Source organism: Yersinia sp. Marseille-Q3913 (assembly GCF_963892745.1).
Taxonomy (GTDB): domain Bacteria; phylum Pseudomonadota; class Gammaproteobacteria; order Enterobacterales; family Enterobacteriaceae; genus Yersinia; species Yersinia bercovieri.
This window is the reverse complement of the sequence record NZ_CAWQAF010000035.1, coordinates 1-12,991: the sequence shown is the minus strand read 5'-3', so window position 1 is coordinate 12,991 and position 12,991 is coordinate 1. Positions and strand designations below refer to the sequence as shown.

Here is a 12,991-nt window from a genome sequence, read left to right as displayed (position 1 = left end):
AAGTGGCGCACTTTTAAAGCATAACTGTGGCTCACTTTTAGACCATAATTGACAAAGATCCTTTTTATAACGATAAACTAGTGCTATTTCATCCGAAGCAGTTTGTCGTAGTTCGGATAAATATCATCGACCTTTTCAGTTGTCCCATCAGGATATAATACTGTCATCCCTGGACTATCCTTCCGGCTCTTAGGGCTTTCAAGATTAACAACTTTTTGAGAATATAAAATTGGCTCGATACTTATATGTCTTGTGCCATAAAGTCTGTAATACCGACTCCATTTTTCATATCCCGGATCACCAGCAAACAACTGAGCATATACCTCATGAAACATATTATTGATAACGATCATGGGATAAAATTTAGTTTCAAACTGTAGGTCGCCATTTACTTTTTTTGGCTCTCCTTCACCAAATGCATTCCGGTATCCATCATCATCAAAATCAAATACATAGTTTGCAGCCGTGACGTCTTTTCCGTTAGCCAAAGCAGATGTTTTGGATAACTGTATCCCAACCCTGACACCGCTGAGTTTCCAGTCACATTTACCGCCGCCATTCATGGCTATTTTCGCTTCCCGGCGGCCATTGCTGTCCGTCTGACTGAGAGAAACCAGTTGTGGGTTGACGCCCCTGACCGTAGTCACATGCGACTCAGTCGTGTTGTCATAGACCTCTTTCCGACACGTCTCTGAGCGGTACAAGACATCTAGCGGCAGCGCCTCTGTTTCAGGCGGTAACTTTACGGTCACAGTCACCCAACCGCTACTCACCGGAGGGTTCAGCGTATAGTCCAGGCGGCTGGCGCAGCCGCTCAGGGGCAACAGCGTAATGACCGGAAACAGTGCCGTGAGTGTTTTAGTTAGACAGTTCAATTTCTTCCCCCGCAACTGATTTAAAACGAATAAGCGCGTTATCCCCGCCCGGCAGTTTCCGGGTCACGGCCAGCGTGCTATCCAGCATATCCTGTAGGGAAAGGAACATCCGGTTACGTTTCAGTTCTTCCTCCGGGGAGTTTTTTCCGTATTTTTCCATCTGCTGCCGGAAATTTTCCCGGGACGTTTTGCGGCTCAATTTCAACTCCGGCCACGCCGACTCCAGAAGCTGATTATTCAGGAACGGCAGATATTCTTTCGGCATCGAATGCCGTCCGGGATTGGTCAGATGGTCAAACGTCGGGTTGGTGTTACGCGGGAAAACCGTCTGTATATCTGCCAGCGGAAACTCCCGAATAAACGCCTCCTGCGCCTCTTTCGCCTCCTCGTTTTCCGTCTCGCCCAGCGAAGGAACGAGGAACAACTTCACCTTGTACTGCTGGCTGTAGCTGAGGCGACGGCAGGTGGTCGGGTTCATCATCACCTTGCACTCTTCGTATGAACCGGTCTGGGTCGTGCGGAAGAACACCACCGGTTTGCCGTGGTGCCAGTAGTGCTCCCCGACATACGCCCCGGCCATCTGTGCCGGCATCTCGGCCGCCAGCGTCCAGAAAAAACCCAGCGTGGTACCGAGAGGGCCAAACTTACCGTACAGCCAGTTGTCCAGATTGGCATCAAACGGCACGCTGGTGATGGTGTCACTGTCGTTAACGTGCCGGTAATGGGTCACCTGATACAGACGGCCCACCGCATCTGCGGTGAAGGTACGCGGCATGCCGTAGGTGTAAAGGATCGGTTCAATCTCCTTCATCTCCGCCGCATAGGTCAGCCCCAGCGCCCCACCCAGACTGTGGCCGCAAATAAACAGTTTTTTGGCCCCATTAGCTTTAGCTAAGGCGTTTTTTATTTGAGTAAACTTATCTCCAAACCGCTCTTTAGCAAGCTGATACGCATTCAGAAAACCGCCGTGAATACGCCCGGCTTTTGCCAGCTCGGGTGGGCAGGGCTGCGGCGAGAAGGAGGCATCGGTGAGCCAGTCGGGGACCTCCTGCGTTCCGCGCCACGACACCATCACCTGCTCCGCGTTTTCCACGTAAAAAAACTGCGTGCTATCGAGCAGCGGACGATCAACCGCCTTATCCCTGAGCTGACTGGAGTCCAGAAATTCAGCCGCGGTATATCGCTGGCTGAACGGCACGTCCGCTACCAGCGCGTGAGCAAATGACGGAAAATCGAGATATTCAGGCGTGCGCGACAGATCCAGACACTGCTCAAAAAAGAACTGTTTAATGACCGTATCGCCACCCGTTGCATAGGCCATGTCCGCCATCATGCCGAGGTTGTAGCCGTTCGCCAGCGAATAGTCTTTCGTGTCGTGCAGCACCAGCGACCACGCCCTGAACGGGCAGATTTCGATAACATGGCGCGTATCCAACGTCTCCCGCGCAATTTTCGTCCCTTTCAGCGACTTATCCGGCGGAAAATGAAACTTCGGCGGCGTTTTATCTTTCCAGTGCTTAATCTCCGGCACCCGGTCGCAGAGTTCGCCGATGGTCACATAGTGATGTACATGACCGTGCTGCTCCGCGCTGATCTGCACCTTTGAACGCCATCTGGGGTCGCGGCTTTCCGGCCGGAAGTGGTTATGACTCACCGGCTGGCTGTTCGGGTTGCGGCTGAGACCTAGCGGACGCTGCTCCATCTCGTCAGCCAGCTGCTGCCCGTCCGTTTTTACGTCTACCGCTATCCAGTACAGGTCATCAAACCGCACCATCCCCTGACTGTCGGTCACACCGGCGGGCGGACTGGGCGGCGGCGCGGGATTGTAGTCATAGCCACGCTGGCGACACAGGGCAACGTCCGCTGCCGAGGCCAGTGGACGGTACTCCAGCCGCACGTTCAGCCCGGAGACCGGGTTGTTGTTCTCATCCACAAGCTGGAGTTCAAGCCAGTATTTATGGGGTTCTCCACGACAGTAAACGACCTTACCTTTGGACCTGAGGCTGGTGAAACTGGTATTGTCACCTATGATTTCCATGCGAATCCCTTGCACGTTAAATGGATAAATAACGTCCATCATAACCCAAACGGCATTTTATCGTCGTTGCCGCAGGGCAAACAAAAGCAATATTCTGTCAAACGTGGCATTTTAACCCATTGAGCTGGCAGCCTTTACCCTGAGAATAGTCTGTCGGGTGGTATTGAATTCTCGGGCAACGGCGCTCACGCTGCTCCCCGCACTGAGACGTGCTAGGGCGGATTGTTTCTGTTCATCATTCAGCGCAGAGGGGCGTCCAAAGTGCTTTCCTGATGCCTTCGCCCGGGCGATACCAGAGTGTGTGCGCTCAAGCAGCAGATCTCGCTCAAATTCCGCTACGGCAGAAATCACCTGCATGGTCATTTTTCCCGCTGGACTAGTAAGATCTACGCCCCCCAGAGCCAGGCAGTGAACACGAATGTCTAGCGCCGCCAGTTGCTCTACCGTTTTTCTGATATCCATCGCATTCCGGCCAAGACGGTCCAGTTTGGTGACAATCAACACATCACTATTTTCCATACGATCAAGCAGCCGGATAAATCCAGACCGCTCACTGGCCGCCACCGATCCACTGATGTGTTCTTCAATCAGTCGCTGAGGATTGACGGCAAAACCGGCCGCTTCAATTTCCCTGCGCTGGTTTTCCGGGTTCTGCTCCAGTGTGGAAACACGGCAGTAGGCAAAAACGCGTGACATAGTCAAATTTCCGTCCGAAAAGGATGTACGAATCATAATGCATATCCGAAACTAATTTCACTCACTTTCGGACAGTATTAAGATCCAGTGTACGAAACCGGACGGTTTTGGACACTATCAGGCGGCCAGCGCCAACCGCTGATCCATATTCAGTTCGATACGGCCATACGGATTAACATGGTGATATATCAATGGTGTCAGACCACGCCAGTCTTCCTCAGTCATTCGCTGACGCCAGGTCGGCTCCGACAGCACATTCTGGATCAACAACGTATTGATGTAGACCAGACTGATTTGCAGCAGATGCAATGACAGCATCGATAGCTCCTGCTCTGCTGTCCGGTTGCTGGTAAATTCACCGTGCTCGCCATAAAAAATAAAATCATTGGCGCTGTTCCAGTTTTCCACGACGTTGAGGCCCGCGTTAATTTCACAACGCAGCGACTCATCCTGCAAATAGCGGCAGAGGAAGATGGTCTTAATCGCTTTGCCCAACTCGGCTAAGGCTTTATAGGTTGGGTGCTGGATGTTATTGCGGGTAAATCGCCTCAATATGGCCTCGGGTTCGGCCGTTCCTGTTTTAAGTGCCGCTGTATATTTGATTATCTCGTCATACTGTTGGGCAATAAGCTCCCAGTCGATCCCCCGGGTTAAAATCGGGGTCAGGTGCGGGTACAACGGCGCATCTTCTTTTTCACACACATACAGTTTCTGTCGGGCAATCGCTTTCAGACGGGGTAGTAAATCAAACCCCAGCACATCACTGAACGCAAAGGCCACCTCACTTTGTCCGTGACTGTCCACATACTGGTGATTGATTTCCATGTCGGTACAGTGACGTAGCACGCCCTCCATCATGGCGGCCACCTCCGATGAGGAACAGCGACGCAATTGTGAATAAATACATGTTGAGTGCGTATCCACATGCCAGTAAATCATCACGCCACGTCCGCCATAACGCGCATGCCATTCTGTCATCAGATTTTGATCATAGGCACCAAACTTCCGAGAGTCTGCGGCACAGGATGTTGTCGCATCCCCCCAAATGGCAGACTGGCGAATGCGGAAAATACCGTTCACGATATGTGAAATCGCTGAGCGCAAAGCATCTTTTTGAATAAATCGCCGTTTAACGTAACGCAATTCATCATAATTGACACGGGGTTGCTGACTGGCGATGCGTTTCAGTCCTACATTGGTACCGAGGCCAAACAGACATAACAACAGGCGGCGTTGCAATACCTCTGGTTCAAGAACTTCCCGACTGGCAGATGTGCGAAATAACGACGAGAAATGCTCCCGTAAATCTACCTCCTTGAGTATGTCTATCAACTCCAGATCGGCCCAGCGCTGGCCAATCTCCTGCTTCAGTGCTGCTGTGTTGGGGGGCTCAATCTGTTTGCCCAGGGGCGTAAGGTGGATACGATTTTTCCCCTGTTCCCTTATGCGAAGTTTGGGATTATCTGGCAGGTTATCATTTAGCGTACCGAGCCAGTGGCGCATTCTGTCTTTGATTTGAGTAATAAAGGCTGTCGCATCAGTGGGAGCCTGCAACAGGGAATAATAATAGGCCCGATTAGTAGCAAAATCGGCAGGGAGATCCTCTGCCGGATCACGATAACGGTCAGCGCCTGTGACCCAAATTTCTTTGTTACGTAGACTCTTACGTAAAGCCCGTAAAACACAAATTTCATAGTTGATACGATTGATCCGTTCTTCACCGGATTTGCTCTGTACGATGACAATATCCCGCCATTTTTTCTGAATAATACCGTCAACAGGCACATCACCCACCGCATAGAAATGCTGATTGCTGGCCCTGTTTGCCTTAATAATTTGAATGGCATCAATAACGGGTCGGTGCAGGGCATTACCAGACTGAAACTCAAGTCGGTCCAGTACCGGCATCAACATTCGGCGATAGTGGCTACCGTAAGAGGAACGCATAGATTCCTGAACTTCCTGCTCGGTATCTACCCCCAGAGTTTTGAATTCATCGACCAGATTTTGCAGCATTTTCTGTGAGACCACAGGATAGACCACCTCCTTTATGACGCCGTCCGGCTGGTCAACGGTGGCCTTGGCCATACGGAACAGCAGACGCGCCTTACCCCTGACTTTTTTAAACGCCGCAAACTGCTTTTTATCGACCTTTTTTTCTGCCCGTGTGCCGAGGTTATGGATCAGCACCATCAACATCTCAATCAACGCATCGGTCAGCTGTTGGCGACGACGCCAGCAAAACATGGCCACCATACTGTAACGGATCGCTGAAGGGTGGCGACGAAGCTCCCTGATCGATTCACTGGCACACCGTTGTTGAAACTGCATGATGAATTTAGGGGCTATTCCCTGAAAAATATTCGGCTGTAACACAACGGAATCAAGACATTTTAGCTGAGAGATGACGGAAAGGACGTTCTCCAGGCTGGGCCTTCCTGGGTCAGCTTTGAGGCCGCTCAATGTGACTTCAATCACACTGGCAGTGCCTGGTTCTTCGGCCGACAGTAAATGGTTGATGGCAACCTTACTGTCGAGTGAAAGTCGAGTAAATATGATGTTTTGCTGTTCTGCTTCGAACTGGTGTACGGTTGAACGAATAATCCGCTCCAGGTGATCGGCTGCGGGACGCTCAATCTGCTGCTCCTGACACCAGTCAGTAACAAGTTCACTGCCGTGTACAGCTTGAGGATTGAATGGGAGGATAAATTCGGTTAACCAGGCGGTTAGCTGCGCTATATCGGTTTTATTGGGGAGTCTGACAGCCAAATAGCGACGAATAGTTTGTCGGTGCCGCTGTGCCTGCCGCCCCTGAAGCGGGTAGTTTTCAAGGGATACAGAAGCACATCCGATCTGTTCAGCAATAGCGCGCACAATACCTGAAGGGAATTCGTTTATTGATTCAGGGTAATGCCCGTGTACTTGTCGGAATTTCAGTTGAATAGCAAATCCTAAACGCCCCGAATCGGTCATACCAGGGAGCAAGGAAAGCTCGTCAGCAAGCAAACTCCATACGTCCTTGTCATCAAAAGTCTGATCCTGTGACAACATTCCAACTCCCTGAATCATCAATGGGTAACTGCTATGTCAACCATTTCACAGGTGAGTGATTTTTACTCAGATCCAGTTCAAAAAAGCCAGATGTCGCATTTTGCAGCTTCGCTCCCACTAGGCCAACTTGTGCCAATTCCCACGCACATCCAAACACAAAACAAACTTAAGCTATTTCCCATATCAACTTTAGCCATTTCCCATATGTACTTTAGCTATTACCCATACCGACTTTATGTTGTTCCCATACTAAGTTGAGGTGTTTCCCATGTTGACAGGTTTGAGAGCCGCGCCAGTAAAGGGCTGGCTCAAGGTCTAAAAAGCATTAAAAATCTTTAAAAAGCAAAAAAAAGGTTTAAAAAACAATCCTGTATATATGTGGATAACTAAGTTGTGGGAAATACCTAAAGTTACCTGTTACAAACTGCAGTAGCCCCCATCGACTAGCCGATGGGTCCCATTATCTTGAAACTTCACATGCAGGAAATGAAAGTAGGAAAGCCAAGGTAGCTCTTGAACGGGTAGGTAAGGCATCGCAACGGCACGTTGCGATCCAAGCTTCTGTGGCGCGTCCAGCGTCGTTAAAAGACTGGTCTGGCAGGATGGGGGGAATTACATTGATCTTTATCGATCATTGATTGAGTTAATTCAGATATAGGCTTGATAGGGTAACGAAAAACATATGCTCAACTTAAATGTATGGTAGGTGTTAAATCCCGTTATATCAGCAGAGTGTCAGAGTATTGACACTCTTTACATAGCTACGCTATAGCCATGCCGTTCCAGCTATCTTTATAGATAATATTGCCGTCACAACATTTCCATGTGATGGATTCGTAGCGTAACTGAAGGGTTTCGAGGTGTGTTCCTGTTTGCCCTCCAGGATGTAAGCTCGGTGTAATTGCCGTTACTTTAACGTTATCTAAAATTATATTAAAATATTCCTTTTCCACTCCTGAATCCAAAATATTATACATTTTTATTGTGGCCGATTTTAGCACCTGACCTTTACACAACGCCCTATACAGAATAGGTGTGGTTTTATCGAATTCTTTTTGCATGGAAAACGGTGCATGAACTCTAGTACCTGTCAGTCGTCCGGTGTTCCCATCGGTAGGGATATAAACATTATGATTAACTGACCTTAATTCAATAGCCCCTACTCTACCTACAACCAAAGAACCACCAACAATAGGCGTACCATTTTCATCAATTAACCAAAGATATGCGGGAATTGACATATTACATCCTTATAAATAAAAAATTACCATTAAGATTCAAATCGATTTTACCTTGGGTAAAACCTATTAAAAAACTTAGAAATAAGATAGATACATACACACATGACGAATATGGAAAGCAATCTTGCTGACCATGTTTCAAAATAGAAAATAAAAAATAGTGACAACCAAACGGCCGCACCGCCGAGGAGTCCACCAAGTATGACCAGAACATTGTCGACTATCTTCTTCTTTATTACCGACATTCTACCCATGGTAACCATTCACCTTATCTTCAACCAGTTCCAGAATTTCGTTAAATGCTGGTATTCCCTGGGTTCGCCTTACAGACAGGGCATCAACAAAAGGTTTTAGAGCGGGTTCAAACAAAAAATAAAGAAGATCATAATCCTTACGACGTAATAAGTTATAAACTTCCGGTTCCTCTACGCTCAGTTGTTCTGACGTTCTGATGCAACGCTCTGTCATGCCACCCACGAGTAAAATGTTACCCATCACTCCACCTCTTACAGCGACGAAAAATGATGCACGTTGTGCAATTGCTGTGGCTATTTTGGATGAAATGACTGAATTAGTCGCGATCCGACCAACCACGGATGATATGGTGCGGCTGTAAATTTTATTCTGTTTATTTTCTGAGGCGTACTTATTGAATTGATTAAATACTATTTTAATAGCATCAGTAATTCGATCGTGATTAAGAATTCCGCTATCAATTGCTCGGACTATTCTTATTCTTTCTGTCTCATGAGAGTAATGTGAACTCGTATCAAGATAACCATACGCCAGATAACCGAGATCCATAGGAACTGACAGAATGCCATGAATTAAGCCGATCACTGATTCGGGTGATACAATAACTTTGGCTATGCGTGTTGCTATTTCGTCATAACTGCTCATGCTAATTCCTTTTATTAGCTAGATCCTTTACTGAGGATATATTGCCTTAAAAGGAATGGCAACGAACAGTTTTCCTATTATTTGGTCAATTCGTGGTATTGATGACAGTTTAGCATGGCCGCATTGTGGTAACTGGCTGCCTCCTGCGTGATGAGATGTACGGCGGTTTGGCTTTACGCCAAGACTGCCAAACTAGAATCAGCCGCACAGCTCTTTCTTTAAATGTACGGCATCTTCAGTAGAACTAACACTTAGCGTAGGCTTTCGTCCCATTGGCCCTCAAACCCCATCAATAGTACATTTCATTGCTTGTAACTAATTTTTAGTTTAGAGCTGATTAACTCCCTAATATGTGGTGTTGCGATATAAGATGATATTTTTTTATCCAATTCAGATTTTTTCATTAACTGCTCAGGTGTCAGAGTGGGCTGTGTGACATTTCGAATAAAAGAACGTGTAATACTTCCTGAGAATGGCATTCTACCAACAATTTTGTTGTTAAGATGATTTTCTAACTCAAGGCCACCAAGCGATTTTATTGATTCAACCATGGGGGATTTCCAAGGCTGCATATCATAGTAAGGTAGTGTTTCTTTCAGTGTAAGGTATTCGCTGAATGACTGATCTCCGCTAGTCATTCCTGTGTCTGCTAATAGCATGAAATCATCAAATATATTTTTTGGTAGCTTATTTATTAAGATGATTTTTACTTCTTTGGTTCCATCTCCTGTAATTTCTTTGTGGCCTTCCACGTCACCACTATCAGAGTTTATAACCATTACTGTAGCCTTTGAAAAGAGCGATGGATAATCAAACTCTTTACTTTCTGTTGCAAGGGTATTGGCTATTGCATTAACAACAACAGGTGTTCTATGAGGCTGAAGTTGACGCAGGCTCATTATGAAGCAAGCACTCCTTTCATCCTCAATTGTTTCGCAAAGCGTGTTGGCAATGAACACTTGTGTGCCGGAAACATAACAGTCTGAACTGATATATCCCAAGTGATAGCTGTTGTCGCCTGAAAGAGACATATTATAACTATCAAGCAGTCTAATCAACTCACCTTCGAACCGATCCTTAATCTCATTAATGATTTTTTCATCTGTTGGTATATATCCAATAGCTCCGTCGCTAAAGCCCAACCTATTTGTGGAAACATTATTGAACCCTAAACTTTCTAGCATTGCCTCATAATTTATTAATTTTTGACTAGCGGAAGCCAATAAATCCATTTCTTCAATGAGGATGGCGCTATTTTTGGGGAAATTAAATTCATCGCACATGTTTTTTAAGTGAGACCTTAAATCTCCTATATCGGAAATTCCCACAGGAGCAATAATGAATAATGGGTCATTATATTGGGAAATGTTGTGGGGTTCTTCGTTTTGTAAAGAGTAACTTTGATATTTTTGATAGTGATCATCAATGTTGTTATATGAAGTGTCTAGTGACGATATGGTTACTCTACACCCTTCACCTAATGCAATATTAGCAATTTTTTTAGCCAAGGCTTCGTCACCACCTCCTTCACAATACGGGTTTATAATAACCACATCTCTTCCGCGAATATCTCTTGAAGATAGGTTGCTGGAGCGCACTCCTTCAGATTCATTGGCTTTCGTATGTAACGTAGGGGAAATGTTAGGGATGGTTTTCATTCTGGAACCTCTTGCTTAGTTAAAATAACCAGAGGACTGAGAATATCCGAAAAAACATTACCAAACACACCGGTAAACACCCCATTTTTAACCGAATATTTAAGTATTATCAGGCATGTGTTGCATATATTGCATCGGTGTATACAGGGTTCTAAAATACCACCCTAATTAATCCATGATTTATTTAAGAACAGCACTCAATTTGGAAGTGACCTGTTTGCTTCCAATCATTCTCCATGTAACGGCTGAATCCTCCCACATATTGTTTGTAGTGGCTACGTGACTGGAAGATAAAGTATCCACCGGCCTTACAAGGGGGCGTTGCGACTCGGTGTGTAACAGCTGCCGTATAATTTGGCTCTACGCGAAGAGTGCCAAGCATCATAATTACATATAAAATCATCAGGTTGAAAATATTTTATCTGTAACTAATTGATTTTTATCAATTCAAATAATGCTTGAATACTCTTATGTAAAACCCTGTGCTATACATATACAACCATATGATTTTTCACGGATACTCAAGAGCATAGCAATGATTAATTTTGAATCGGCAGATTATAAAACAACCAAAGACGATAATGGTAATTTGAATGCCAGCGTAATAGTGATTAACCTTGTGTTTTATTTACTACTTGACTGCGGTATCCTCTGAAAATCATCAACTTATTCTAACTCACCCAATCAAACCACGTTGGGATGAGGATGTTGATCTCTTCATATTTCGTGAAATTAAGTAAAATCATAAATTTTTAGCAGTTAATCAGGGGTAATATGATCGCAAAACAGTTTAAGTCTGCGCTTGTTGATGGTTTTGGGCGTAAAGAAGCAAAAAATTATGAATTATTTCAATGGGGACAGGATGATAATTCGGCCTTGGCTGTATCCTATAAAGAAAATTGTGTTTATTTGATGTTTTTGAATTCTCGACGAAACAGCACCAAGGAAATTCATTACTCAGCATGCATGGAAAAAATAGCTTCTTTACTGGATGTAAAATTGAAATCAGCAAAAACAACAGGCACTATTGTTTGGGGAACTGAAAACGGATCTGGTGTGTGTGCTTACCGGTTTGATATGGACTATTGACTTTCCCTTAGCCCTTTGGCTTTGCTGATTAAGCAAAGTAATTTTTTAATTATGTGAGGGTTACCCCAATCAAGTGAAAGTGGCAGACATCATCGATGCCAGTGAATGAAGCAGTACGGGTTGCAACAATCCCCCACTTCGCATCCTTGCCCAAGTAAAGATAATTGAAATAGATGTAATCAGAATAAACGTGCTTATGTTCTAATATTGATTATGAATGAGATAAAATGTTAGTTTATATTAACTAACAGGGTTATAAATATAAAAACAAGGATATATAATGTTCCAAAACTTTTTCTTAAATGGAAGTATTATAGCAATAGTTATGATGGAGTTTGCTTCATTCATGGCATTTAAAATCGGTAGAGACTGGCAACTAGATCCTCGCCGGATGTATACTCCCGGAATAATTCACCGCTCAATTTTCATTCCTTTTGTGTTTGCTGCGGCTCCACTTTCAATATGGATTGGTATTTATGTTGGAGTTTATGATGGTTGGATGGCAGGCATTATAATGTGGGTAATCGTCCAATTGATAGGATCTTTTGTTTTAAGTATTTTACTGACTCGCATGAGATTTCTTTATGCACCATTTGCACTTTTAGCCATTCCTGCTTGTATTGCTGGTTATTATCTCAGTATCGATACTATTCTACACGGAAACTAATCTCATGTTTCGCTCCCACTGAGTCTGCTTGGGTTTACCCTTAGAGTGCCAAATGGCCCAAGCTCCCCTATTCCCGCCCTGAATGTCTGCTATAATCCGTTCTGTCTCAGGGGCTTGCATACCGCCAGAGACCGGCAATCGGGCGCGTTACGCGCCGGTTGTCACCCTTTTTGACTTGGCTTTTCCCCCGTATAGCGAAAACTCCCAAAACCCGCCGTGACCGATCACCTATTTATTTCCGTTGCTCTTTTCAATAGCCATTTTTGCTTTGTTCACGATCCGTATAACTGTTCTTTCAGATACACCCGTGAGCCTGGCTGTATCCCGAATACTTTGGCCATTTTTGATGCGCAGCTCTATTATTTTCTCGTGTAGAAGAAGGTCGGCTTGTCGTCCACGAAATTTCCCCGCCGCTTTGGCTTTGGTTATCCCCTCTTCCTGGCGCCGGCGTCGGTCACTGTAATCTTTACGTGCCATAGCGGCCAGCATATCCAGCATCATGCCATTGATGGCTTTCAGCATGGCCAGAGTAAACTCATCAGGTGCATTTGGAGTCAGTGCCATGTGACTTGTGGGCAGATCCAGGCTAACAACAACAAGCCTTTTTTCCTGAATAAGGTGCTTGAGCTTCTGCCAGCCGTCCTCATCCAGTCGGGATAGCCGGTCTACCTGTTCGATAAGAATGATGTCACCCGGTGCCGCGTCATCAAGCAGCCGTAACAGTTCTGGCCGCTGGAGTGAAGCCCCGGACACATTTTCGGTGTACCAGCTGGCCA

The 12,991-nt window shown here is 45.7% G+C and carries 11 protein-coding genes; 2 read left to right on the top strand and 9 right to left on the bottom strand.

The window, feature by feature from the left end; all coding sequences use genetic code 11:
- Positions 1 to 83: 83 nt before the first annotated feature.
- The 7 genes from AACW11_RS14620 to AACW11_RS14590 form a co-directional block, all read right to left on the bottom strand.
- Entirely contained in the window at positions 84 to 875 is a 792-nt protein-coding gene (locus AACW11_RS14620; RefSeq protein WP_249192961.1) for a hypothetical protein, read from the bottom strand.
- Complete coding sequence (locus AACW11_RS14615; protein WP_212586969.1) at positions 859 to 2,913, bottom strand: lipase family protein; 2,055 nt, start codon at positions 2,911 to 2,913, stop codon at positions 859 to 861. Before AACW11_RS14615 ends, AACW11_RS14620 begins: the two co-directional genes overlap by 17 nt.
- A 111-nt stretch (positions 2,914 to 3,024) precedes the next feature.
- Positions 3,025 to 3,609 carry a recombinase family protein gene (locus tag AACW11_RS14610; RefSeq protein ID WP_212586968.1) on the bottom strand — a complete coding sequence of 195 codons (585 nt, stop codon included), beginning with the start codon at positions 3,607 to 3,609 and terminating at the stop codon, positions 3,025 to 3,027.
- A 117-nt stretch (positions 3,610 to 3,726) separates the two neighbouring features.
- Positions 3,727 to 6,678 carry a Tn3 family transposase gene (locus tag AACW11_RS14605; RefSeq protein ID WP_212586967.1) on the bottom strand — a complete coding sequence of 984 codons (2,952 nt, stop codon included), beginning with the start codon at positions 6,676 to 6,678 and terminating at the stop codon, positions 3,727 to 3,729.
- Between the two features lie 743 nt (positions 6,679 to 7,421).
- Positions 7,422 to 7,901, bottom strand: coding sequence for an Hcp family type VI secretion system effector (locus tag AACW11_RS14600; RefSeq protein WP_145592795.1), 480 nt, complete (start codon positions 7,899 to 7,901; stop codon positions 7,422 to 7,424).
- Positions 7,902 to 8,147: 246 nt separating this feature from the next.
- Positions 8,148 to 8,801: a hypothetical protein gene (locus AACW11_RS14595; protein ID WP_212586966.1), complete on the bottom strand. Its 654-nt coding sequence runs from the start codon at positions 8,799 to 8,801 to the stop codon at positions 8,148 to 8,150.
- A gap of 302 nt (positions 8,802 to 9,103) precedes the next feature.
- Complete coding sequence (locus tag AACW11_RS14590) at positions 9,104 to 10,459, bottom strand: hypothetical protein (RefSeq protein ID WP_212586965.1); 1,356 nt, start codon at positions 10,457 to 10,459, stop codon at positions 9,104 to 9,106.
- 774 nt (positions 10,460 to 11,233) lie between these two features.
- Here AACW11_RS14590 and AACW11_RS14585 point away from each other — a divergent pair.
- Positions 11,234 to 11,548, top strand: coding sequence for a hypothetical protein (locus AACW11_RS14585; protein WP_212586964.1), 315 nt, complete (start codon positions 11,234 to 11,236; stop codon positions 11,546 to 11,548).
- A 69-nt stretch (positions 11,549 to 11,617) separates the two neighbouring features.
- Here AACW11_RS14585 and AACW11_RS20865 read toward each other — a convergent pair whose 3' ends face one another.
- Complete coding sequence (locus AACW11_RS20865; protein ID WP_445285827.1) at positions 11,618 to 11,734, bottom strand: hypothetical protein; 117 nt, start codon at positions 11,732 to 11,734, stop codon at positions 11,618 to 11,620.
- Positions 11,735 to 11,828: 94 nt separating this feature from the next.
- Between AACW11_RS20865 and AACW11_RS14580 the strand changes: the two genes are divergently transcribed.
- Positions 11,829 to 12,215 carry a hypothetical protein gene (locus tag AACW11_RS14580; protein ID WP_212586963.1) on the top strand — a complete coding sequence of 129 codons (387 nt, stop codon included), beginning with the start codon at positions 11,829 to 11,831 and terminating at the stop codon, positions 12,213 to 12,215.
- Between the two features lie 228 nt (positions 12,216 to 12,443).
- On the opposite strand, the gene AACW11_RS14575 is transcribed toward AACW11_RS14580, so the two are convergent.
- A partial coding sequence (locus tag AACW11_RS14575; RefSeq protein WP_212586962.1) for a recombinase family protein occupies positions 12,444 to 12,991 on the bottom strand: 548 nt, incomplete at its 5' end.

What these genes read in the sequence shown, in the direction of transcription:
- AACW11_RS14615 (WP_212586969.1), bottom strand. Translation starts at nt 2,913, where the DNA reads ATGGAAATCATAGGTGACAATACCAGTTTCACCAGCCTCAGGTCCAAA.
- AACW11_RS14610 (WP_212586968.1), bottom strand. Translation starts at nt 3,609, where the DNA reads ATGTCACGCGTTTTTGCCTACTGCCGTGTTTCCACACTGGAGCAGAAC.
- AACW11_RS14605 (WP_212586967.1), bottom strand. Translation starts at nt 6,678, where the DNA reads ATGATTCAGGGAGTTGGAATGTTGTCACAGGATCAGACTTTTGATGAC.
- AACW11_RS14600 (WP_145592795.1), bottom strand. Translation starts at nt 7,901, where the DNA reads ATGTCAATTCCCGCATATCTTTGGTTAATTGATGAAAATGGTACGCCT.
- AACW11_RS14595 (WP_212586966.1), bottom strand. Translation starts at nt 8,801, where the DNA reads ATGAGCAGTTATGACGAAATAGCAACACGCATAGCCAAAGTTATTGTA.
- AACW11_RS14590 (WP_212586965.1), bottom strand. Translation starts at nt 10,459, where the DNA reads ATGAAAACCATCCCTAACATTTCCCCTACGTTACATACGAAAGCCAAT.
- AACW11_RS14585 (WP_212586964.1), top strand. Translation starts at nt 11,234, where the DNA reads ATGATCGCAAAACAGTTTAAGTCTGCGCTTGTTGATGGTTTTGGGCGT.
- AACW11_RS14580 (WP_212586963.1), top strand. Translation starts at nt 11,829, where the DNA reads ATGTTCCAAAACTTTTTCTTAAATGGAAGTATTATAGCAATAGTTATG.